Annotated in this window: 17 protein-coding genes and 1 pseudogene; 8 read left to right on the forward strand and 10 right to left on the reverse strand. The window is 41.4% G+C overall.

Annotation, left to right across the window (positions count from 1 at the left end):
• Window positions 1–286: 286 nt before the first annotated feature.
• A complete protein-coding gene (locus G4P69_RS30220) occupies window positions 287–1,267 on the reverse strand; it encodes an ABC transporter ATP-binding protein (protein ID WP_208345380.1) in 981 nt (326 codons plus the stop codon).
• A gap of 505 nt (window positions 1,268–1,772) precedes the next feature.
• On the opposite strand from G4P69_RS30220, the gene G4P69_RS30225 reads away from it, so the two are divergent.
• The gene (locus tag G4P69_RS30225; RefSeq protein ID WP_208353296.1) at window positions 1,773–2,510 is read left to right on the forward strand and encodes a WecB/TagA/CpsF family glycosyltransferase; all 738 of its coding nucleotides are present in this window, start codon (window positions 1,773–1,775) and stop codon (window positions 2,508–2,510) included.
• Window positions 2,511–3,094: 584 nt separating this feature from the next.
• Here G4P69_RS30225 and hisB read toward each other — a convergent pair.
• Together hisB and fabI are read right to left on the reverse strand one after the other, a co-directional pair.
• Window positions 3,095–3,721 (reverse strand): imidazoleglycerol-phosphate dehydratase HisB, encoded by a 627-nt coding sequence (gene hisB, locus G4P69_RS30230; protein WP_208345910.1) that lies wholly within the window; start codon window positions 3,719–3,721, stop codon window positions 3,095–3,097.
• Window positions 3,722–3,898: 177 nt separating this feature from the next.
• A complete protein-coding gene (fabI, locus tag G4P69_RS30235) occupies window positions 3,899–4,675 on the reverse strand; it encodes an enoyl-ACP reductase FabI (RefSeq protein WP_208345909.1) in 777 nt (258 codons plus the stop codon).
• Between the two features lie 381 nt (window positions 4,676–5,056).
• Here fabI and ntcA point away from each other — a divergent pair, with 381 nt between their 5' ends.
• The 3 genes from ntcA to G4P69_RS30250 all read left to right on the forward strand — a co-directional run bounded on the left by ntcA (window position 5,057) and on the right by G4P69_RS30250 (window position 8,471).
• Entirely contained in the window at window positions 5,057–5,728 is a 672-nt protein-coding gene (gene ntcA, locus G4P69_RS30240; RefSeq protein ID WP_015141263.1) for a global nitrogen regulator NtcA, read from the forward strand.
• A 618-nt stretch (window positions 5,729–6,346) separates the two neighbouring features.
• A complete protein-coding gene (locus G4P69_RS30245) occupies window positions 6,347–7,840 on the forward strand; it encodes a DUF3084 domain-containing protein (protein WP_208345552.1) in 1,494 nt (497 codons plus the stop codon).
• Window positions 7,841–8,021: 181 nt separating this feature from the next.
• Window positions 8,022–8,471, forward strand: coding sequence for a pre-16S rRNA-processing nuclease YqgF (locus G4P69_RS30250; RefSeq protein ID WP_208345549.1), 450 nt, complete (start codon window positions 8,022–8,024; stop codon window positions 8,469–8,471).
• A gap of 8 nt (window positions 8,472–8,479) precedes the next feature.
• Here G4P69_RS30250 and G4P69_RS30255 read toward each other — a convergent pair whose 3' ends face one another.
• Both G4P69_RS30255 and G4P69_RS30260 read right to left on the reverse strand, forming a co-directional pair.
• A complete protein-coding gene (locus G4P69_RS30255; RefSeq protein ID WP_208345547.1) occupies window positions 8,480–8,743 on the reverse strand; it encodes a DUF3146 family protein in 264 nt (87 codons plus the stop codon).
• A gap of 304 nt (window positions 8,744–9,047) precedes the next feature.
• Window positions 9,048–11,204 carry a polyribonucleotide nucleotidyltransferase gene (locus tag G4P69_RS30260; protein ID WP_208353299.1) on the reverse strand — a complete coding sequence of 719 codons (2,157 nt, stop codon included), beginning with the start codon at window positions 11,202–11,204 and terminating at the stop codon, window positions 9,048–9,050.
• Between the two features lie 838 nt (window positions 11,205–12,042).
• Between G4P69_RS30260 and G4P69_RS30265 the strand changes: the two genes are divergently transcribed.
• From G4P69_RS30265 to G4P69_RS30275, 3 genes are all read left to right on the forward strand, one after another.
• Window positions 12,043–15,843 carry an SNF2-related protein gene (locus tag G4P69_RS30265; RefSeq protein ID WP_208353302.1) on the forward strand — a complete coding sequence of 1,267 codons (3,801 nt, stop codon included), beginning with the start codon at window positions 12,043–12,045 and terminating at the stop codon, window positions 15,841–15,843.
• A 5-nt stretch (window positions 15,844–15,848) separates the two neighbouring features.
• Complete coding sequence (locus G4P69_RS30270; protein ID WP_208342916.1) at window positions 15,849–16,694, forward strand: SWIM zinc finger family protein; 846 nt, start codon at window positions 15,849–15,851, stop codon at window positions 16,692–16,694.
• Between the two features lie 94 nt (window positions 16,695–16,788).
• Window positions 16,789–17,088 (forward strand): CU044_2847 family protein, encoded by a 300-nt coding sequence (locus tag G4P69_RS30275; protein WP_208342915.1) that lies wholly within the window; start codon window positions 16,789–16,791, stop codon window positions 17,086–17,088.
• 7 nt (window positions 17,089–17,095) lie between these two features.
• On the opposite strand, the gene G4P69_RS30280 is transcribed toward G4P69_RS30275, so the two are convergent.
• The 5 genes from G4P69_RS30280 to G4P69_RS30300 form a co-directional block, all read right to left on the reverse strand.
• Entirely contained in the window at window positions 17,096–18,592 is a 1,497-nt protein-coding gene (locus tag G4P69_RS30280) for a carotenoid oxygenase family protein (RefSeq protein ID WP_208342914.1), read from the reverse strand.
• A gap of 34 nt (window positions 18,593–18,626) precedes the next feature.
• Window positions 18,627–20,012, reverse strand: a complete 1,386-nt coding sequence (locus tag G4P69_RS30285; RefSeq protein WP_208342913.1) for a folate/biopterin family MFS transporter — start codon at window positions 20,010–20,012, stop codon at window positions 18,627–18,629.
• A 74-nt stretch (window positions 20,013–20,086) separates the two neighbouring features.
• Entirely contained in the window at window positions 20,087–21,250 is a 1,164-nt protein-coding gene (locus tag G4P69_RS30290) for a beta-ketoacyl-ACP synthase (protein ID WP_208342912.1), read from the reverse strand.
• A 22-nt stretch (window positions 21,251–21,272) separates the two neighbouring features.
• Window positions 21,273–22,055: a peptidylprolyl isomerase gene (locus G4P69_RS30295; RefSeq protein WP_208342911.1), complete on the reverse strand. Its 783-nt coding sequence runs from the start codon at window positions 22,053–22,055 to the stop codon at window positions 21,273–21,275.
• Window positions 22,056–22,220: 165 nt separating this feature from the next.
• Window positions 22,221–22,817 (reverse strand): photosystem I assembly protein Ycf4, encoded by a 597-nt coding sequence (locus G4P69_RS30300; protein ID WP_208342910.1) that lies wholly within the window; start codon window positions 22,815–22,817, stop codon window positions 22,221–22,223.
• Between the two features lie 839 nt (window positions 22,818–23,656).
• Here G4P69_RS30300 and G4P69_RS30305 point away from each other — a divergent pair.
• A pseudogene (locus G4P69_RS30305) lies at window positions 23,657–23,894 on the forward strand (photosystem II D2 protein (photosystem q(a) protein)); the annotation flags it as partial.

Genomic DNA, 23,894 nt, shown 5'->3' on the forward strand with positions numbered 1-23,894 from the left:
TAATTTTTTATGAATTTTATTTAAAGTTGAACACAAAGAACTTAGGAGTTACGAGTCAGGAGTCAGGAGTCGGGAGTAAGACAATTTTTCCTGGTAGTGGATCAATCGTACTTTCAATCCCCAATCTCTACACATTGTCCGCAACTGCTTAGGGTCTAAGTACCCATACTTCTTGCTTCTGAGTCCTGACTCCTGAATTCTTTTTCAATATAATTTTTCTGTGAAGATGCTCGCTTACCTGATGGTCTATATCTAGAGGAATTTTGTATATTTTTTAATATTCAAATTACGAATTATTAACTCCCGTCTTAACGGTTTTGATAAAAAACTCTTCAAGTGTTGGACGGAATAGTCTCATACTAATGATTTGCCCACCCATTAGGCGAAGGCTGGCAAGAAAATCATAATAATCACCTTGTAGTTTACCTTGCCAAGAACCATCAGGTGCAAATTCGAGACTAGAAAACCATTTTTTGAGAATTTCCCAATCACCACCTTGACCTTTAACTTCATAGGTGTCGTGTGTTCCTAGAAGTTGATCGAGGGAACCATGACAAATTAATTCCCCTTGATTAAGAATAGCAACGCGATCGCAAACCTGCTCCACCTCACTCAGAATATGGCTGTTGAAAAAAATTGTCTTCCCTTCAGCTTTCAGCGCCAAGATAATTTCCCGCATTTGGTAGCGTCCTATAGGATCTAACCCAGACATAGGTTCATCCAAAAATACGACTTCTGGATCGTTGATTAGCGCTTGTGCCATAGCAACACGCTGCAACATACCTTTAGAGTATCGACGCATTTGCTTTTTGCGAGCATCAGCCTTGGATAAACCTACTAATTCCAACAGATAAGGAATCCGTTCTCGTTGCACTCGTTTAGGAATTTGGAATAACCCTGCTTGAGCTTGCAAGAATTCCCAACCAGTTAGATAGTCGTATAAGTAAGCATTTTCAGGGAGATAGCCGATACGTTCTCTGATGTTGCGATCGCCAAGAGGACTTCCCAACAACAAACCCCGACCAGAGGTTGGACGAATCATACCTAGTAATAATTTTAGCAAAGTTGTTTTTCCCGCCCCGTTTGGTCCTAGTAAACCAAAGGTTTCACCTTTGTACACTGTTAAAGAACAGTTTTTCAGGGATACGACTTTTTGATTCAAAAAAAAGCCAGTGCGATAAACTTTCCTCAATCCAGTCGTGACGACAACTGGTGGAGTGTCTTGGGAATTCAGTTGAAAATTGGGAACCTCTGCAACAGACTTCATTTTGGCTTAAATTTTCTGCAAGGTAACACAAAGAATACTACTCATAGGGTACCCAGTGATCTAGCAATCGTATCAGCGCTCTTTGCTAGGTAATAATTTTATTTTTACAAGACTTCATAATAAATTTATAATTTATTATGTATTACATGTAATCTGTAAAAATTTAAGTCGTCACAAAAAAACTGATTAATTGATTACTAATTTCATAGTTTTACCAATTCTTTAAATAAGAGGTCATTTTGATGGTAAAATCTTAAAATTTCTATTAAGTTCGCGTTAATAGTTTAACGGATATTAAGGCTTTGTATTTTAATACTATCAGTATAGTCTTCTCTGAGAGAGTAGCAATTGAATTTATCTATCCGGATCCATGAAACCCTAATTACCCCTAGCAAAGTCAGTTTTTCAGAAGCTTAATTTTTTGGGCGATTGTTCCAGAGAATTTCTGAAATATCAAGCTGTTATTTAGCACTTCACACGGAGAGGGTTCTAACCACGACTATTTATGAAACAAGTGAAACTACTCAATATTTGTATTGATAATTTGTCTACTCTAGAGTTGTTAGAGAGCCTGAAAACAGGAGGTATAGTATTTACACCTAATGTAGATCATTTAATCAAGCTGCAAAAAGACGAAGAATTTTATCACGCTTACAAGAAAGCTACATATAAAGTTTGTGATAGTCAGATATTGATATACGCCTGCAAATTTTTAGGTACGCCTCTAAAAGAAAAAATTTCAGGCTCCGACTTATTTCCGGCTTTCTATCGTTACTATAAAAACGATTTAAATACTAAAATTTTTTTGTTGGGTTCTGCTCCAGGAATAGCCAAAAAAGCTCAACAAAAAATCAATTCTCAAGTAGGTAAGAATATAGTTATTGGCTCCCATTCTCCATCATTTGGATTTGAAAATAATGAGAACGAATGCCAACAAATCATTAATATGATTAATAATTCAGGTGCAACCGTATTGGCAGTGGGAGTTGGTGCACCTAAACAAGAAAAATGGATTGTGAAATACAAAGATCAAATGCCCAACATTAAAGTATTCTTAGCAGTAGGTGCTACTTTAGATTTTGAGGCAGGTTACAAACAAAGATCTCCAAAATGGATGAGCTACGCGGGACTCGAGTGGTTATATAGACTCGGATGTGAGCCACAAAGACTCTGGAAAAGATACTTGGTGGAAAGTCTGCCATTTTTTTGGCTAATTTTAAAACAAAGGTTTAAAGTCTTATAAAAGACAATTTAACTGTCCTACTGCAGGGGGCGTTTGAATAAGTTAGTCAATTTGTACCATAGTAAATTCCTCTACCATTAGTACCGATAAACACAAGACCAAAGTTCTGTCTGCTAGCCTCCATAACATTTGGATCATTGCCTATTGGTTTAGAGAGATCACCAATTCTTGTCTAGGTTGTTCCTCTGTCAAGAGAACGAAAAATTCTATCGCTGAAACGAGTTATACCATTTTTATATAAAGACCCATAAGAATCCCAACCGTATAGCAGCACCTCCCCTTGGCAAGGGGAGGTTAGGAGGGGTAAAAATAATGTGCAGCTTCACCCAAAATTGGTATTACTGTACCATATAGATAAAGAGTAAGTATGTTGCTTCGTGTTGGGGGTTTACCTAAAGCAAACAAGCGAGCTCTTTCAACACCAACTACTTGGGAGAACGTTTCAGCTAAACTGCTTCCAACTCAAACCGTTATAGACAAATCTACTCTCGGTATTATGAAGTTTTGGATAATTTTTCCCTCAAAATGTAATTTTTTTGTTAAAATGCAAACTCTTTAAGGCAATTTCTAGTTGAATAGATGTGTTATAATACACCCTTAGAACTGGGAATCATACTAGCACGCCGTGGATCAATCTCAATCCCCATTCTTAAAGCCCTAGCGAAGGCCTTAAACGTCGCTTCAATAATGTGATGGGAATTAATACCTTCCAACTGACGGATGTGCAGTGTCATGTTGCTATGGTTGACTAACGCCACAAAAAATTCCCGTACCAATTGTGTGTCATAGCTTCCTACCCGTTGAGAAGGAATTTGCAAGCCGTAGCTGAGATGAGGACGACCAGAAAAGTCCAGCACTACCTGAATTAAAGCTTCATCTAAAGGAGCAAGAAAGTTACCAAACCGGACTATACCTTTCTTATCTCCAAGTGCTTCATTTAACGCTTGTCCCAAAGTAATACCTACATCTTCATTAGTGTGATGGTCGTCAATATGCAAATCTCCGCTTGCTTGTATCTCCAAGTCAATTAATCCGTGGGACGAGATTTGATGCAGCATATGATCCAAAAACGGGATACCGGTAGAAACTTTGCAAGTTCCTGTACCATCGAGGTTTACGGCGACTTGTACATCTGTTTCATTAGTCACACGACGTATTGTTGCTTTCCGAGGGGAGAAACAGTCTAAAATTTGGCGATCGCTTAATTGCATAACTAGTGGGATTGGGTATTGGGCATGGGGCATGGGGCATAGGGCATAGGGCAATGGGCATGGGGGATGGCACAATGGGCAATAGGCAATGAATAATGTAATTAATTATTTATAAGTACTGAGAATACCCTATCTTCCCGATGCCCCATGCCCTATGCCCTATGCCCCCTTTATATTCTACATTCCCATAATTTCATATCCTGCATCTACATACAGGACTTGTCCAGTAATTCCACTAGCTAGATCACTGGACAAGAAAGCTGCCGTATTGCCAACTTCTATCTGAGTGACTGTACGTCGTAAGGGAGCTATTTGTTCCACATGATGAATCATATCCAGAATGCCCCCCACGGCACTAGAAGCTAAAGTGCGAATTGGTCCAGCAGAGATAGCATTGACACGAATGTTATTGGGACCTAGTTCAGCAGCTAGATAACGTACACTTGCTTCTAACCCTGCTTTGGCGACTCCCATAACGTTATAGTTTGGTACTGCCCGCGCACCACCTAAATAGGTTAAAGTAACGATACTTCCTCCATCCGTCATCAAAGGTTTGGCTGCACCACTTAACTGCACCAGTGAGTAAGTGCTAATCTCTAAAGCCTTGTTGAACCCAGAACGTGAGGTTTGGCTGAAATCGCCACTCAAATCTTCTTTATTTGCAAATGCAAGGCAATGAATGAGGATATTTAAAGAACCCCACTTATCCCGGATAGTGTCAAAAGTCGACTGAATTTGCTCTTCACTTTCTACATTACAAGGAAGAAAAAGGCTGGGTTGTAGGGGTTCGACCAATTCTGCAACTTTTTTTTCCATTTTGCCTTTGTCATCAGGCAAGTAAGTAATACCTAGGTTCGCTCCTGCTTTATGCAGTTGTTGAGCTATACCCCAAGCAATAGAACGGTTATTAGCAATGCCTGTGACAAGAGCGTTCTTTCCTGTTAGATCCAGCATACAAATCAGCTTTAATGCAATCGATCCTTAAAAGGATACTAGAATCTGAGCCTAATTTGACTTTGTTTTTGGGAGGATTTATAAATAATGATTATTAACAAGCATGTTTACGACCATGAAACTACTGCTTATTTCTTAAGATATTCTCAAGATGTCTTCTTTTTGTCTTCATAAAACTTTTTGGTTACAACCGTTCAAGCAATTATAAAAAAGTAGTAAATTTAAGAATGAAAAAAACTTGTATCACAATGAACAAATAATTATGATAAAAAGGGGTTAAGTATAGGAAAGTACAAAAAGGTTGACAATGTCTTATTGATTTTTAAGGTGTATTCTTAGGTAATCTATTTTAGTTTTCCGGCATTAGGTAGGGGAAGGGAGATGATCGTGACACAAGATAAAGCCCTAGCAAATGTTTTTCGTCAGATGGCGACCGGAGCGTTTCCGCCAGTCGTGGAAACGTTTGAACGTAACAAAACGATCTTTTTTCCTGGCGATCCTGCCGAACGAGTTTATTTCCTTTTGAAGGGTGCAGTTAAACTATCCAGGGTGTACGAAGCAGGAGAAGAAATAACGGTAGCGCTACTGCGGGAAAATAGCGTTTTTGGCGTTTTGTCTCTGCTTACAGGAAACAAGTCGGATCGGTTTTACCATGCAGTTGCTTTCACACCTGTAGAATTGTTATCAGCACCAATTGAACAGGTAGAACAAGCACTCAAGGAAAATCCAGAATTGTCGATGTTAATGCTACGTGGTCTGTCTTCACGGATTTTACAAACAGAAATGATGATTGAAACGCTAGCTCACAGGGATATGGGTTCAAGGTTAGTGAGTTTTTTGTTAATTCTGTGTCGAGATTTTGGCATTCCTTGCGCAGATGGAATCACAATCGACCTCAAGCTGTCTCATCAAGCGATCGCTGAGGCAATTGGTTCAACTCGTGTTACAGTAACCAGGCTACTTGGCGACCTACGCGAAAAGAAAATGATTTCAATCCACAAAAAGAAGATTACTGTCCATAAACCTGTGACTCTAAGTCGGCAATTTACTTAAAAACAATTGTGAGGGTGGCGGTTTAGGCAGTGCGGGAACACCAGGCAAAGACTTTATCCCGACACTCCACACCCCTCCCACACTCTTCACCCACAAGCCTTCCAACAAAACCTAGCTCGCTTTAGCCAATACCAACCGTTTTGTTAATGAGGTAATGATATAGTTGAGTTTTTGTCAATTTCTAGGATTTTTTGATGGTTTCGTATTAAGATTGGGTTGTAGTCTCCTGCACGTTAAGAGGTCAGCCCCTTCTCAGTAGTGGAGACGCTACGCCGCCGGGGAAGTAAAAAATCACGCGTCCAAAAGTCAAAACGACAAACCCATAAATAATGGTGCTAGTATCCCCGTTTATGATTTTTTTGACTTTTGATTTGAGGTGCTTGCGCAGCGTCCCGGAGGGAACTAGCCACTAGAGGGAGTGTAGACCAAAATAACCAAGCACACCCGCAAAAGCTCGAAGCCCACAACCTACCGCAAGGGGCCGGTATTGGGTAATTCACAACAGGAGGTAAATCTCGTAAATTGTGTAATCAGCAGTTATTGCCAATATCCAATCTCCCACAGAAAATGGCTAGAAGTAGTAGGCTGTATCTGGAAGGGTTTCGTCGGTAACTGAAGATGGCCACTGGGTACATCCTGATAGCAGTGATATTAGTTGTGGGAGGCCTAATTGCCACAGTGGGCGATCGCATTGGCACACGAGTTGGCAAGAAACGGCTCTCCCTATTTAAGCTACGCCCCAAAAACACAGCAGTACTAGTCACGATTTTGACGGGTACTTTGATTGCAGCGTCAACCCTTGCCATTTTATTTGCTGCCGACGACAAATTGCGACAAGGGGTTTTTAAACTAGAAGATATTCAACGCGACCTCAGACGGAAGCGTGAACAACTCGACAGTACAACTAAGCAGCTAGACGCAACCCAAACTGAGTTAAGAAATGTAAAAAAACAACAAGCACAGGCACAAGAAGACTTGCGGGTAACTAATAAGTCTTTACAGGAGGTAAATGCAAAACAGCAATTAACACAAGCCCAACTGAATCGCACTATTACCCAGCAAGCCCAAACTCAACAACAACTCCAAGGCACTCAAAATCAGTTAACTCAAGTCGTTAGCCGATATCAGCAAGCCATTGCTGAGCTAAAAAGCGTTGACGAGGAGAAAAAAAAGCTGCTGTTAGAAGTTGAACAACGAAAAGCCGAACGAGAGAAATTGATTAAACAAGCCAACGAAACTATTAATCAAGCAAAGGAAGCAATCATACGGCGCGATCGCGAGCTTGCTAATCGCCAAGAAGCTATAGAAACGCGTGATCAAAAAATCGCTCGGCTAGATCAACTCATTCAAAGGCGCAATTTAGAAATCACTCAGCGAGAGCAAGTCCTTGTTGTCAGGGAGACTCGCCTGCGAGAATTAGAAACGCAACAAAATTATCTAGAACAGGAAGTAGCAAAACTGGAAAAATATTACCAGTCTTTTCGCGACCTGCGTTTAGGAAAACTAGCTTTAATTCGCGGTCAGGTTATTGCGGCGGGAGTTATTCGCGCCTTTACAGTTGCTTCTGCTCGTCAGGGAGTACTCCAAATTTTGCAAGAAGCAAATAAGAATGTCTCTGGAGCCTTAACTGAACCAGGTTCACGCTCTTTAACCAATGAGAATCTATTGCGCTTCACTCAAGATCAAGTCGATCAGGTGAGCAAGCAAGTTAGTGATGGTAGAGAATACGTGGTACGCATTTTTGTAGCTGGTAATTATGTCAGGGGAGAGAAGCAGATAGAATTTTTTACTGACGCAGCTCCAAATCAAGTTGTTTTTTCTGGTGGTGAAGTCATTGCGACAACTACCGCCGATCCCAAAACGATGACGTCTTATCAGCTACGGGAACGGCTGGAGCAGCTGATTTCTGCTTCTCAATTTCGTGCCCGTAATGCGGGAATTCTAGAAAATCTTCAAATAGAAGGTACCCTAATCCGTTTTATGTCTCAGTTAAGCCAATACACTCAGCCAGTTGATATTAAAGCGATCGCCGTAGAAGACACTTATACTGCTGGACCATTGAAAGTGAAACTAGTAGCAATCCAAAATGGAAAGGTGATTTTTAGTACATAGGGCATAGGGCATAGGGCATAGGGCATAGGGCATAGGGCATAGGGCATAGGTTGATGGCCAATGGGTGATGGGTAATGGGCAATAATGTAATTAATTACTTCTAAGTACATAGAATACCCTATGTTCCCTATACCCCGTGCGCCATGCCCATTGCCCCATGCCCCATATTAAAGGTATTTGTATGACTCTTATGGAATTGTCGCCCAGCCAGCTAGTGATTTTAGGTTTTGATCCAGGTAAGGATAAATGTGGTGTAGCGGTCATGGGACTAGATCGGCGGTTGTACTATCACCAAGTTGTCTTGTCTTCAGAGGCGATCGCGACTATCGTCACACTGCGTCAAAAATACTCCATTTCCACATTGGTAATGGGGGACCAAACCACAGCCAAGCAGTGGAAAAAACAACTGCAACACCAATTACCAGAATCGGTGAATATCGTTTTAGTGGATGAGCGCTATTCTAGTTTAGAAGCGCGCGATCGCTACTGGCAAATGTACCCTCCTAAAGGACTATCAAAACTATTGCCCCAAGGTATGCGGCAACCACCTAGACCGATAGACGACATTGTAGCTATTCTTTTAATTGAGCGATATTTAAATCGCCCTAAAGAAAATGAACTTATAAGTTAGCAAAACAACTACAGTTCTGCCCGAATAGTAAAGGCGTAGTCTCCGCCTGGTTCTAATTGGTAGTCTCGTTGTTCGAGAAAGCGACCAAGAGGTTCTTTGATCAAAGCACGACCTTGGGAAGGCTTAACTGACAGTTCCCCTTGGCGAAAATGCCATTGGAACTGCCACTCAAATTCACCTGCGCTCACTTCACCTTCAAGTAAACCCTTTTGCCAGGATTGATGGGTAATCCTAACATGGGCAGTAGTTTCTGGAAGACGTTTAGAACTCACAATGCTCTATGTCAAATCTGAATCACAGCCAAGCAGTTTTAAATTAACACAGGAAACTTCAACTACCCTACCCTTAAAAGGTAGGGATTGCAAGAAGTAGGAGTGCAATACAAGCGTTAAAACAGCCTATGTAGCCATGACTTTTTATGGATTTCTAGCTATTTCTTTAGCAGGATTATTTTTAAGTCCTTTGGCAAGTTAGGTGTTCCAAACAAGCACAAAGCGACCGCATCTTAACTATTGAGCGATCGCTTTCCAGATTTTGGATTGGACAAAATCCAAAATCTAAAATGCATTTTCGATTTTACCGATTTACGGCTGCTGCTTCACGTGCCGCAGCTGCTTGGTCTGGATGAATACCTAAGCGGGTAAGATTAATCCTGCCTTTGCCATCAATCTCCCGTACTTTGACAATCACTTCATCACCAACTGCGACTTCATCTTCAACTTTGCCCACACGGTAGTCGGCTAGTTGCGAAATATGGATCATGCCTTCTTTCCCAGGCAAAAATTCCACAAATGCACCTATAGGTATAATACGTGTCACACGACCCACGTATACATCACCTTCATTGAGTTTCCGCGTCATACCTTGGACAATGTTGCGAGCTTTTTTCGCTTTGTTTTCATCCACAGCGGAAATTGTGACTGTCCCGTCATCTTCGATGTCAATTTTTGCACCTGTTTCTTCAGTGATGCCCTTAATTGTTTTGCCACCAGGTCCAATCACTAGACCAATCATGTCTGGATCGATCTTGATAGTTAACAGACGTGGAGCATAAGGTGACATCTCAGTACGCGGTTGATCAAGGGTCTGGAGCATTTTTTCCAGAATGTGCAGCCGTGCGCCTCTAGCTTGGTCAATAGCTTGACGAATAATAGTTAAAGGCAACCCTGGAATTTTCATATCCATTTGTAGGGCGGTAATTCCGCTATCCGTCCCGGCTACTTTAAAATCCATGTCGCCTAGAAAGTCTTCAATGCCCTGAATATCGGTCAGAACACGTACTTCGTCACCTTCTTTAATCAAGCCCATTGCCGCACCACTTACAGGTTTAGAAATGGGAACACCGGCATCCATCAATGCTAGTGTAGAACCGCACACAGAACCCATTGAAGTAGAACCGTTGGAAGACAGGACTTCCGAGACGACTCGAATCACGTAGGGGAATTGTTCTTTCGGGGGTAGTACAGGTAGCAATGCTCTTTCTGCCAACGCCCCGTGACCAATTTCCCGTCGCCCAGGCGCACGCATGGGTTTAGTTTCCCCTACGGAGAACGGTGGGAAATTATAGTGGTGCAGGTAGCGCTTTTCTTGATCTGTTTGTAAATCATCGGTCAAGTTCTGCGCATCTCCTGGTGTACCTAGGGTGCAAGCGGATAATACCTGTGTTAATCCGCGATTAAACAAACCACTACCATGAACCCGCTTCGGCAAAAGGCTAACAGCACAAGAAACCGGGCGAACCTCATCTAGTTTGCGACCATCAACACGAACGTTATCTTCGATGATTTGACGGCGCATGAACTTTTTAGTCGTCTCTTTGAAGGTATTATCAATAGCTTTGCTGTTTGCTGTTGCAGCAATGCGGATTGGGTCTTCTTCTGGTAACTCAGCAATTTCCGTTTCAATTGTTGCCTTGACTGCATCTAAAGCAGCGTCACGTTCTGTTTTTTCTAAATCGAACTGTGACAAAATTTTCTTAATTTCAGCACTGGCGCGATCGCGTATAAAGTTTTCCAGCGTTGTGTCTACTTCTGGTGGAACTTCATGTACAATTTCCAAACCTACTTCTTTCAGTAGATCTTGCTGTGCTTTAATTAAGTCTTGCACTGCTTCATAGCCGAATTCAATCGCTTCGAGGATGTCTCGCTCTGGCAATTGATTGGCCCCAGCCTCTACCATGATCACACCTTCTGGTGAACCTGCTACTATTAGATCCAAATCTCCAGCTTCAATTTCTGCGTAAGTAGGGTTAATGATAAAATCATCTCCTACTAAGCCTACGCGTACTGCTGCCATTGGTCCATTGAAGGGGATTTTGGCCATGAGAGTGGCGATAGAAGCACCAGTTACCGCTAAGACATCAGGTGGTACTAGCTCATCCATCGAGAGCGTTAAGGCAATAACTTGCAGGTCATCTCGTAACCACGACGGGAACAAAGGACGCAGTGGTCGATCAATAAGACGGCTTGCCAGAATTGCTTTTTCTGGCGGACGACCTTCCCGCCTTAACAACCCACCAGGGATTCTACCTGCCGCATACAGTCTTTCTTCGTAGTCTACTGTTAAAGGAAGAAAATCAACGCCTTCTCGGGCTGCTGAGCGTGTAGCCGTCACTAAAACTGCTGTATCCCCAGATTGTATTAAAACCGACCCACCCGCCTGGGGAGCTAGTTGACCTACCTTCAGTCGAATATCCCGTCCATCAAAGGATATTGACTTTTCAAATTCTCCCATTCAATTTTTTTTCCTTCTATTTTCGCTATTCTCTCTCTGTGGCAATCCTAACATTTATGCTTTAATACTGGCGTCAGTTCCATAGAAAGATAAACAACTAGAATTTCCTTCGCACTAGCACTGCTTTTTTAGAAAGTCGTAAGTCAAAAAGGTTACAAGCAAGGGCATGGGGCATAGGGCATGGGGCATAGGGAAATTAATTTTGTATCTATAATTTAGAGAAAGAGAAATAGTATGAGCGTTAGGAACGATGAAATATGGCAACAAAGCAGTCCCAATGAAAAAAATTTCACGAGCCTTGCCATGAAAGTAGCTTTTGTTCCTTTGCCCTATGCCCCATGCCCTATGCCCACTTGCCCACTTGCCCTGAGCGAAGTCGAAGGGATGCCCTACTTACAAGTTAGTGTAGGTTGTAGAATAAAATTATCATTGCAAATATGGCTACACTGAAAATAGGAAGTTTGGTTTAAAATCAAAACCGCCGAATTGCTTTTGCGTGGGTATAGCACCTACTGTGCGTACTTGTGCCATACGAAATGTGTCTACACTTATTGCTTCATAGCAAAAGTATTCCCACTCAACATAATTCAGTATATAAAGAGGAGTTGTTTGTCAACCCATGTATAATTGAGTAAAAACAAGAATCGTAATTATACTGGGATTTAATTGTTCTAAGCTCATAAATTTTCTAAATAAGATTTTTGCTAAGATTTATAACGATATATTATGATGTTTTTATTATGTTTAAGTATAAGCAACAAGAATTTGCGAAAAGTATAAAAGTGGAAAATAAGCAAATTCAAGGTTTCAGTTTTGCGAGAGTTTGAGTAGTTAGGAAATGGCAATTTTACACGGCAGTTGGTTACTACAAGACCATGGTAACTGTTTATTTCTTTGGGGCGAGACGTGGCGACCTGTGGCGAAAAATGCGCTTAAAAGTTCGTCATCGGATGCGTTGCAATATCCATTGGCAATGAAACCACCAGAATTACTCGACTGGTTTCGTTCGCCTCCAATTTCTATTGCTAAATCGATAAAGGAAACTGCAAATTGGTCAACGCACTCTCAAAGAATTGCCTTACCGACGTACTTTGATCACAACGTAGAGAAAGGCACAAGTTTCATAACTCCGGTATATTCTTCTACGGTAGAAATTCCAGATTCAGCGATCGAATCTATCCAATACTTACAACCTTGGCAAGTGGAGGGTTTCTGTCTTAGTCCACTACAAGCTGTAAAATTTCTAACTTCTTTACCCCTAAACATTACTAAAGGCGAGAATGCTTTTTTAGGAGGAGATTTAAGTTTTTGGTCGCAGGTTGCACGTTGGAGTCTCGATTTGATTTCGCGGTGTAAATTTTTGCCTACACTCAAGCAGCAAGAAGATCATTCTATCGTTGCTCAATGGCAAGCACTTCTAGATAGTGCTTTAGATGGAACCCGTCTAGAAAAATTTTCTCAGTTGATGCCATTAGCTTGTCGGATGTATCAATCAGCAGAATCTTCGGCTTCTTTTCCATATGTAGACTTGCCACAAGAACCCCAACAGTTATTACAAGAGTTTCTTAACAGTACGATAGATGCCCAAGTAAAAGCAATGGTCGGTTCCCAGGCACCAGTAGAAACAAGGGCAATAGCGTCTTTACCATCTCCAATTCAACAATGGCTCCATTCTTTAACACCTGCATCTGTTGAAAACCACAATAAAGTAGCTAGTGCTGATACGTTTGAAGTAGAACGCTTGGAAGCAGTTCTGAAGTCTTGGACTATGCCACTGCAGCACCAACTAGCAGGGAAAAGTCTGTTTCGCACTTGTTTTCAGTTGCTTCCTCCAGAAACAGGAAAAACTGATTGGACTTTGGCGTATTTCCTCCAAGCAGCTGATGAGCCAGAATTTGTAGTTGACGCAGCAACTATTTGGAATCACCCCGTTGAAAATTGGGTATATCAGAATAGGACTATTAATGATCCGCAAGAGACTTTCTTACGGGGTTTGGGAATCGCTTCACGATTGTATCCCCCAATTGCACCTAGTTTAGACACTGGATATCCAGAAAAAACTACACTCAATCCGTTACAGGCTTATGAGTTTATTAAAACTGTGGCGTTGCGGTTTGAAGATAGTGGTCTAGGAGTTGTTTTGCCGACGACTTTAACAAATCGCGAGGGATGGGCAAACCGTTTGGGTTTGAAAATTACTGCCCAAACTTCCCCTAAAAAGGAGGAGCGCTTAAGTTTACAAAGTTTACTGAATTTTCAGTGGCAATTGGCAATTGGAGGACAAACTCTTTCTAAGAAAGAATTTGATAGACTTGTGGCATTAAAAAGCCCACTGGTGGAAATAAACGGGGAATGGGTGGAATTACGCCCTCAAGATATTAAGACAGCACAAGCCTTTTTTGCATCTCGTAAAGAGCAAATGTCGCTTTCGCTAGAAGATGCTTTACGCCTCAGTAAGGGAGATACTCAGACAATTGAAAAGTTACCAGTAGTGACTTTTGAAGCGTCTGGAACGTTGCAGGAGTTAATTAATACTCTCTCGAATAATCAGGCGATCGCTCCTTTACCCGCACCACAAAATTTCCGAGGACAGCTAAGACCATATCAAGAAAGAGGTTTAGCTTGGCTTGCTTTTCTAGAACGTTGGGGTTTAGGTGCCTGTCTTGCGGACGATATGGGACTCGGTAAATGTGTCGCAAAAGATACATTGATAGCTGTGAATGGCAAACTGTCTTCAGCAGAAGAAATTTGGCAGACTTATGCTGGAGACACAACAAAGTTTGACGGCGAGGGATTCTGGGCTGAACCAACTGAAGAATTAGTGGTAAATTCCATAGATGAGCAAACTAGCAAAATAGTGCAAGCTCCCGTCCGTCATTTATATCGCCAGCTAGTTCGGGAAAAATTACGAAAAGTTACCCTACAAGATGGTAGCAGCATAACTATCACCAGGCGTCATAAGTTGCTAACTAATAAAGGTTGGACAAATGACCTAAAAGTTGGTGACTACGTCTGTGTGCCAGCTAAAATGCTATCTTTTGGAAAACCAGAAGACCCTGATTTAGTCAAGTTTCTTGCTTGGCAGATTGCAGAACGACATGAAATAGCTAATTCGGGAACGGTCTCAATAGCCCAGAAAGATACCAAGCTTTTGGAAGATTGCCTTTGCGACCAGGAAGTTTTTTACTGCAAAATTGAGAGTATTGAGGATGTCGACTATGAAGGGTGGGTTTACGACTTTGAAGTAAGAGAACATCACAACTTTGTCGCTAACAATATTATTTGCCATAACACCATCCAATTCATTGCCTTCCTCCTACACTTAAAACAGGAAGAAGTCCTAGAAAAACCAGTGCTGCTTGTTTGTCCAACTTCAGTGTTAGGAAACTGGGAGCGTGAGGTTAAAAAGTTCGCTCCTACTTTAAAAGTAGTGCAGTATCACGGTGATAAACGTCCTAAAGGCAAAGCGTTTACTGAGTCAGCTAAAAAGCATGATTTAGTCATCACGAGTTACTCGTTGATTCACCGCGATTTAAAATCATTGCAAACTGTTTCTTGGCAAGTCATTGCTTTAGACGAAGCACAGAATATTAAAAATTCAGAAGCTAAACAATCACAAGCAGTACGGCAATTAGAATCTTTATTTCGTGTGGCGCTAACGGGAACACCAGTAGAAAATAGACTGCAAGAACTTTGGTCAATTTTGGATTTTCTCAATCCTAGTTATTTGGGCAATAAGCAATTTTTCCAAAGACGATTTGCCATGCCAATAGAAAAGTATGGTGATGCTTCGTCATTAAGTCAATTGCGCTCATTAGTCCAACCATTTATTCTACGACGCTTAAAAACAGACCGCGAAATTATTCAAGATTTGCCAGAAAAGCAAGAAATGACAATCTTTTGTGGTTTAAGTCCTGAACAAGCAAAACTTTACCAAAAAGTTGCGGAAGACTCCTTAGCTGAAATTGAATCAGCCGAAGGATTACAACGCCGAGGTATGATTTTAGCTTTATTAGTTAAGCTAAAACAAGTATGTAATCACCCTGCTCAATATTTAAAGGAAAATTCTCTAGAAAAATATCATTCTGGAAAACTCCAACGGTTGCGAGAAATGTTGGAAGTGGCTTTAGAGGAAGGCGATCGCGCTTTAATTTTCACACAATTTGCTGAGTGGGGTAAGTTACTAAAACCATACGTAGAAAAACAGTTGCAGCGAGAAACACTATTTTTGTATGGCAGTACTACTAAAAAACAACGTGAGGAGATGATTGATCGCTTTCAACACGATCCTCAAGGACCTCCAATTATGATTTTATCCCTCAAAGCTGGTGGTGTTGGACTAAATTTAACCAGAGCAAATCATGTTTTTCACTTTGATAGATGGTGGAACCCAGCAGTTGAAAATCAAGCAACAGACAGGGTATTCCGCATTGGTCAAACTCGCAATGTACAAGTACATAAATTTGTTTGTACAGGTACTTTGGAAGAAAAAATTCATGACATGATTGAAAGCAAAAAGCAACTAGCTGAACAAGTTGTCGGTGCAGGAGAAGAATGGTTAACTGAACTAGATACAGACCAACTACGTAACTTATTAGTACTTGATCGTAGCGCAATCATCGAAGAAGATGCTGAATAAGACCAATGGAAAAAAATTACACACTTCAAGCAAGTAGAGAATGGTGGTCACAAAGGTGGCTTGATTTGTTAGATTCCTATCGTTTTAAAAAACGGTTGGAACGTGCTAGAAATTATGCTCGACAGGGGAATGTTCTGAGTATTGAGTTTAAAGGGGCAAAAGTACTGGCTAGGGTACAAGGTAGCGAGCCAGAACCTTATAAGGTGTCCCTTTCTCTCGATCCTTTTAGTGATGAACAGTGGGGTTATGTTATTGAAACAATGTCGGATAGAGCAATTTTTGCCGCTAAGTTATTAGCTGGGGAAATGCCGCAAAATATAGAAGATGTTTTCACAGCTAATGGTTTGTCACTGTTTCCTTTTACGCTGTCTGATGTTCATAGCAAGTGTTCTTGTCCTGATAAGGCAAATCCCTGTAAACATGTTGGTGCTATCTACTATCAGTTAGGCGATCGCTTTAGTGAAGATCCATTTGTTCTGTTTCAATTACGAGGACGTACTAAAGAACAAATTCTCAGTGATTTAAGGAGTTTGCGCAGTACTAAGATACGAGAAACTTCAAATACAACTCAACAAACTCAAGTAGAAGATTCAATTTCTCACAATCAATATCCTGTCAAAATTGACTCTTTCTGGCAATATAAAGAACCATTAGAATCTTCTTTAGTAGTTATTACACCGTCTAGTGGTGAAACAGTTTTAGATATTTTAGGTGCTATCCCTTTGGCAAAAGACGAGGAAAATCTCGCTGATGTCAACGCTGCTGACGTGGTTATGAAGTACTTAAATGGTATTTATAAAGATGTTAGTCAGAAGGCTGTTTTGGCAGCAATGAGTGTGGGAGATAGTTAATTCTTAAAAGACTTACGTGCATTTTCTAAGAATAACTGTGCTTTGGATATATAGTATTTATCGAAACTCATTAAATGTTATAGAATCAATAAATATGGAAATCCAAAGCAAAATGATTACAGTAGAACTTACTGATGGCACTTCTATTAAAATTGAAGCTACATCAATTGGCGATCGTAAAATAAATTTGCAAACTCGACCTTTTGAAGAAGTAGCGCTTGCTATCGAATCATTGACTAAAGAAATTGCAGAAGCATTGCATAAAGTAAAACCAGATAGAGCTAGTGTAAGATTTGGGATTGATATTGGTATTGAATCTGGCAAACTTACAGTTGTGCTAGCTAAGGGTAGTAGCACAGCTAATCTGGAAATAACGCTGGGATGGGGTCAATAGATGGTTATTAAGGAACAAACACCTCAGAAGTAAAATTTCCATGCAAGCCGTAGGGAATATGATGTTTGAGATGTAGGCGTGCCACTGCTCCAAGATTAAGATTATTTGCATCTAAAATCACTACATCAGAGCGATGGTGTGTTGAGTCGTAAACCAAACCTAATAACCAACCATCATCTTCCTTTTCAGAACCTGGACGTGGGACAAAAATTGGCTCGCTGACAAAGCCGTGGGGCGCAGCACTCCAAAATTGCCTTTCTTGTAACTCTAAATCAACTTTCAAGAATGCTTGTAATGGAGCATTACCAGTTTCAGCATGAGCTGCACCCATGTATAAATAACGATATGGGCGTCCCACCTTACTCGGGTGTATACAGGGAAATTCACAACATCGGTTTTCCAGTAACTCCCGCCATACTGGAGGTTCATTTAATTTCACATGAAACCTCCATAATTGCCCAGGCTTAAGAGCATCAAAATCAACTTCCCGAAAATCGCTTTCTGGTTTTACCTCTGGAAAAGATTCGTAGCAAATTGAGTCTATAACAATTTCATCATCGACTTCAAAAGCATTGGCGTGGTGAAAAACAAAACCTGAGTGAGTTTCTAAAATCTGCACTCCCTTTTTGTCTGGGTTACGATTAATGACGACTATACGAGTCTTTTGATTTGGTTGAAACTTTATGCATTCCCCAGCACCGCGCATCCCAGCCACGAAAGGTATAGGATTGAAAGCGACAGGATTTTGAAAGAGAATGCAATAGTTAGGGGTAATTGCAAAATCGTGGATAAATGTAAAACCAGGAACACTGTGAGCTTGCTTTCTTACAATTGCTCCTGTCAGATCTAGCTCAAAAATAGTAATTGTAGAAGACAGTCCTGGTTTAATGGAAAAGTTTACCAAGCAAGGTTCACCACCATTTATACTTCCACTCGGATCAAAACGTGGATGCGCTGCAAAAGCTTCTCCTTCTGACAAAACCCCTTTGAAATATTCTTTGCCTAAAGTTTCCAAAGTGTAAGGATCAAGTCTGTGAGGTTCGGCTGCTTCCCAAAGTGCTAATAGTTTATCACCCCAATAAATCACATTGGTGTTAGCAATATTTTTGAATTTCAAATCGAAGGCGTTAGCTAACCACCCGCCGGGTTTTTGTGTACCAAAAACACCACGATAAAGTATTTTGCCTGCTTTTTGTTCTTCTAAATAACCTATTGTACGAATAAAGCGGTTAGAAAAGTGAGCACGGCTATTGGAGAAGGTTATACGGGAAATCATGCCATCACCATCAAAGGGATGATGAATACGATGTCCGTTTACATCCAACAACCCTGGACCATTTCTAAATAATGTGCCATGGAGTTCTGGTGGAATTTGTCCTTCTACATCAGAAATCCAATAATCAAACTCTTGTTTTAGAGATTGATATCCTTGTTGCCAACTCCCGCGAGTATAAGACTTTTCTGGAAATGTGGAGGCGTGTTCGTAAAGTTGAAAATTTTGCATATAAATGGAACAGGGAACAGAGTTTATCAAACAACTAACTATTAACCACTAAAGGTGATTCTCCATCTTCTGAAGAAACTGCTTGCAATGTGGATTCTTGTGAGTCCGCAGATTCTAGCCAATTTAGTAATGGTAAAGGCAGTAAAGTACTAAGGTTAGTGATGATGACTAACAACCAAAGGGCATCAAAATTAGTTTCAGTAATTCCCAATAAATAGGTTAACAATGCTCCCAGTTCATGAGAAATCAATCCCGCAAAATTTCTCAAAGACATCAACAAAGCAAATAATGTTGCTTCCACTCCCGCAGGACATAGCCGCGCTGCTAGTACCAACACTGGCATGTATGCTATTTTCCCCATAACAGTGAGAATGAGGCTATCACCAATACTAAACCAGTGGTCATCTATACCCAGAGCCCGGTTTGCATGAGTCACCAACAGTAGTGTCGTCATCCCCAATACTGTTGAGAATATAGCACTCCAACGAAAAATTACCCGGAAGGGAACAGTTTTGAAGAAGCGTTGAAAAATCCAAATACCAACTAACGAAGCAACACTAGTTACCAAACGCACTCGCCCTAAAAATTCTGGCTGAAAGTGCAGTTCATTAGTGGTAAAGAAGAAAAAGGCTGATTCACTGCTCGGTGTAGCTTGCCAAATGAAGATAAATGCTGTTGGCAGTAAAATCACTTTTTGAGTAACAGCTTTGCGCAGTTGCGTAATATTATGTTTAATTGTCGAGGAAGTATGACTATTGTTATCTTCTGTATTTTCAGAGACTGGAGATTCAGTAATTAACCAAGCTACCGCAGAAACGATGAGTGGGAATAAGGCAGTGATAAAAAATACAGTACGCGTGGTGAAATACTCTAGTAGTATACCGCTAAAGTAAGCTGTCATTAAACCACCGATAGCCATTGAACCCCAGCAAAGGGATTGGAGAGAACCTGCTTCAGCTTGAGATTCTGTTCTTGCTCGTACAACAACTAAAGAGTCAATAATTACATCACTCACCGCAGTAGATAGGGAACAAAGCGTGATCGTGAATATAGCGGCTGTTGCTGTGTGAACTATTGTTCCCAAACTTAACCAGGAAATTGCTCCTAGTATGCCAGCTAAGATCAAGTATGGGCGACGTCGGTAGCCGAATATGGGGAAGCCATCAGAGATGAAGCCTAGCAGTGGTTTGATCATCCAAGGCAACATGATAATGCCTATTAAAGCTGAAACTTGTGCTGGAGTTAGCCCCAGTTCATCTTTTAAAAAAAAGCTAACGGCTAGATGCGCTAAACCCAAGATACCTTGGACGAAATAGACGATCAGAATGACTAGCAACTCGCTAGTCAATTCGTTACCGAATAAAAGTTTTTTTTGTACTGAGTCTTTGACCTTGGACAAGCCAGAGGATGAAATCAGCATTGATAAACAATTTTTAAGTTTTATCGACTTTTATATGATATCTGTTTTCTTAGGGTAGCTGTCTACAGGTAAGGTTAGCTGCAGAATGTAGCCAGCGCTATCACCGCATTCTGACCACCAAAGCCAAAACTAAAACACAGCACATTCTTGATTTCACTGTGATGCGCCACCCTCACGAACTTTAAATCGCATTCTGGGTTTTGCAATCCAATAGAAGGTAGTAAAATTTGATGCTTCACAGACATGAGAGAAAAAGCTACACTTAACGCTCCCGATGCCCCTAGTGTATGACCAGTAGCTCCTTTTGTAGAACTGACTGGCACATTTCTAGAAAATAACCGTTGTATCACATTACTTTCTATACGGTCATTTAGTTGCGTGGCTGTTCCATGAGCGTGGATGTGATCAATATCTTCTGGAAGCAATTGGCTGTGCTTTAAACATTGCTTGATTGCGGCGATCGCACTCTTGCCATGAGGTTCGGGGGAAGTTGGATGGTATGCATCTGCTGTAAACCCAAAACCAAGAATTTGACCATATATCTTTGCTTGACGCCGCTTTGCTAACTCCTCTGATTCAACGACAAATGCTGCTGCGCCTTCTCCCAGCACCAAGCCTTCTCTATGCAAATCAAAGGGATAAGCCCCTGTTTTGGCTAAAACTCCCATTTGTTGAAACCCAGCTATTGTCAAGGGCGTAATCGGTGCTTCTACTGCACCAGCAATCACTCGTTGACATTGCCCAGTTTGTACCAAATTAGCTGCTTGCCCAATTGCCCAAATTCCTGTGGCACAAGCAGCCATCGGTGCTAAAACTATTCCATGTGTACCAATTTGTCTGGCTGCCGCGATCGCGTTTGTATGTGGCAAAGTATCTAACCACGAAAAATTATGGGGGAAAGTTGAAGAAATTTCCCCCATCGTTGATCTAGCTAACCCTGATACCATTTGTTCCCACAAACTCTGATTACTGCGACTCGAGCCAATCACTACTCCGCAGTCTGTCAAAGGTAAAGCTAACTCAGCATCTTTGAGTACTGCATCAATAACCTGTTGAGTTAATGTTTTTACTTGTGCTGGTTTTGTGCCTATCAATCCTAGAGGACGTTGTTCAAGTTCTGGGAAAGGTTTGTGTATTCTGATCCCAGATTTACCTGCTACCAAATTCTTCCAAGCATCCTCAAAGTTTACACCTAGGGCGGAAATTAAGCTAATACCAGTAATAACAACTTTAACCAATTTTGGAGTGTGGGCTAAAACCTTAATGTCCGCCGTTTTTCAGGTTTTCTGCACCTTTAGTCACTTTAGCCGAGTCAATGCGATCGCCCTGCTGGATCTTACTAACTACGTTCATCCCATCAGTGACATGACCAAACACAGCATAATTTCCATCTAGGAAACCTAGATCTGCTAGTGCAAAGTAAAACTGAGAGGAAGCCGAGTCTGGCATTTGCGATCGCGCCATAGCTACAGCGCCTAACTTATGCTGTAATACTGGTGGCTTCGTTACACCAGCCGATTCTAATGTTTTACTGTAAATTGGAGTATCTCCACCCTGGGGTTTAATCTCCAACGGTATATACCGAGCCTTGCCAGTTTTTGAGTCAATGAAACTACCTGTTCCTAACCTATCAATAGGAACTTTGGCGTCTTTGCTTTGTGGATCACCCCCTTGAGCCACAAAAGGTTGAGGACTGTGTATAACCCGATGAAAAGCTAAGCCGTTGTACACACCGCGCTGAACTAAATCTACAAAATTGCCAGCAGTAATTGGTGCATTTGTTCCATCTACTTCTATGGTGATTGGTGAGCCTTTTACAGTCATCACCACAGTAGCCTTACCTTCTAGTCGTGGTAAATCTTTCATTCCTGGAATATTCTCACTTGTATTATCAGAGACAGAGGAAACCTCTGTAGTTGTTTTGGTACTTGTCTCACTAGCTTGGGAAGAATCGGCAGTCACCTGCTTAGTCGAACAGCTTCCTAAGATCAAAGCACCAACCATTACTAGAGCAAATAGAAATTGTGAAATTTTTAACCGCATTGCCAGTTAAACTTTTAACCAAACCACCAAACCAGGGTAGCTTATTCTCGAGGGGATTGGGCATGGGGCATGGGGCATTGGGCATTGGGCATTGGGCATTGCGGCTTTGACTAATTCCTGCTCCCCCTACTTCCCCTGCTCCCTGCTCCCTGCTCCCTTTTCTCTCTACAGTCCTTCTAGCGGTACGTCCAAAAAGCGAGCTAATTCTGCTCCTTGAGTTTCTAACTCTTTTAATGACAAAGGTTGACCTACCCGTGTTAAGGGAATGTCTCTACGACCCTTAACGCGCAGGTAAAGCGCGCGACGGGGATTTAGTCCTTCCTTTATATCGACTTTGACAGATTGCACATCTTGTGTGGTGCAGTCAATTTCTACACGACGGTTTTTACCAGGAAATCCCCAACGAAAAATTTTTACACTTCCAGTTTCCTGATTAAACTCGTTGTATCCGCCTCCTACATCCCATGAAATTACAAGCCACAAGTACAAGGCTAGGAATAAACCGGCAGATCCGTATAACCCCATGACCAAACCTTGAGGGACGAATAACAATTGAGTTGGATCAGTTACTAAAAGTAAATTGGTTTTCAGGTAACTGGAAATTGAAGCAAGCAAGAAACCTGTCGATCCCAAGGAAACAACAGTAGCCCACAAGTAGTTACTGAATCGGCGAGAACCGAGAATTGTTTGATGCAAGACTGCTGCAGAGGAGCGATCGCCGTTCGGTGATTCGCCTTTGTTAATGGTTGTTGATGTCGTCATTCTTGGCTGTAGGTATTTGCCATATTCCAGTCTGTTATTTTAGCAGAATATAAGCGGTAGGGAGTAGGCGAACGAAAACGTAAAGTTTTCTGAGAAAAATTGTGTCAGATTATTAAAAATATGATATCCAGAATAATAGAACCCATAAGATCAAACTGCTCTTTGGGTCAAGTCAAGTAACTCCGTATAAAAAACGTGACTGGGAAAGAGTTCTAGTACCAGGAACGAGGCTCTGGTTTTAGATAAAACAATCTGCCAGAAGTTTACACCGCCGTGAGCGGTTGGTGTAGGAACGAGTGTCAGACCGAGGGGTAAAAATTCTTATTGATGTGATAAGTTAAGAAGAGTTAAGTAGAATGCAAAGAAATCTAACCTTACATAAATGTAGGGATTGATTTGCTGCACTACAACCGTAGCTGTACAATCTAGCTAAAGTACCGTGTGCCTCACGGGAATTAACCCCTTAGCAGACTGTAGCAGATGGAGTAGCATCACTACTCATAGCCAGTCTGGGTTCAGCTATCACACTTTTTTTTGTAAGTGTGGGAAAATGAACAAAGAGTGCTTTCGTGTTAAGGCACAACCCTGAGAAGAGCTAAAAAATAAAAGGCAAATTCTCATAAAATGTTTCAGCAGCATTAAATCCGCTGAAAGTGTCAAAAATAAACGTTAATTCCTCAAGGCAGTGGCACACGAATTGCTACCCTACGGGAAATATCCCAAAGGGCGTCTAGTAAAGAGCATATTACAGACTGTAGTAATCCTATAAGTCGGTAAAGTCCTTGATAGCGCTGCCTCAAAAACGTAGCAATTTTAGTAAAAATGAGGATTTTAGTCTGATGACGATCGCAGTAGGACGCGCCCCCAGTAGCAGAGGGTGGTTTGATACTCTCGATGACTGGTTGAAGCGCGATCGCTTCGTATTCGTAGGATGGTCAGGGATATTATTGTTCCCCTGCGCATTCCTAGCTTTAGGAGGTTGGCTAACCGGTACAACCTTTGTGACATCATGGTATACCCATGGTTTGGCATCATCCTACCTAGAAGGATGTAACTTCCTAACAGTAGCAGTATCAA

Origin of the sequence: Aetokthonos hydrillicola CCALA 1050 (assembly GCF_017591665.1) — a bacterium.
Lineage (GTDB): Bacteria > Cyanobacteriota > Cyanobacteriia > Cyanobacteriales > Nostocaceae > Aetokthonos > Aetokthonos hydrillicola.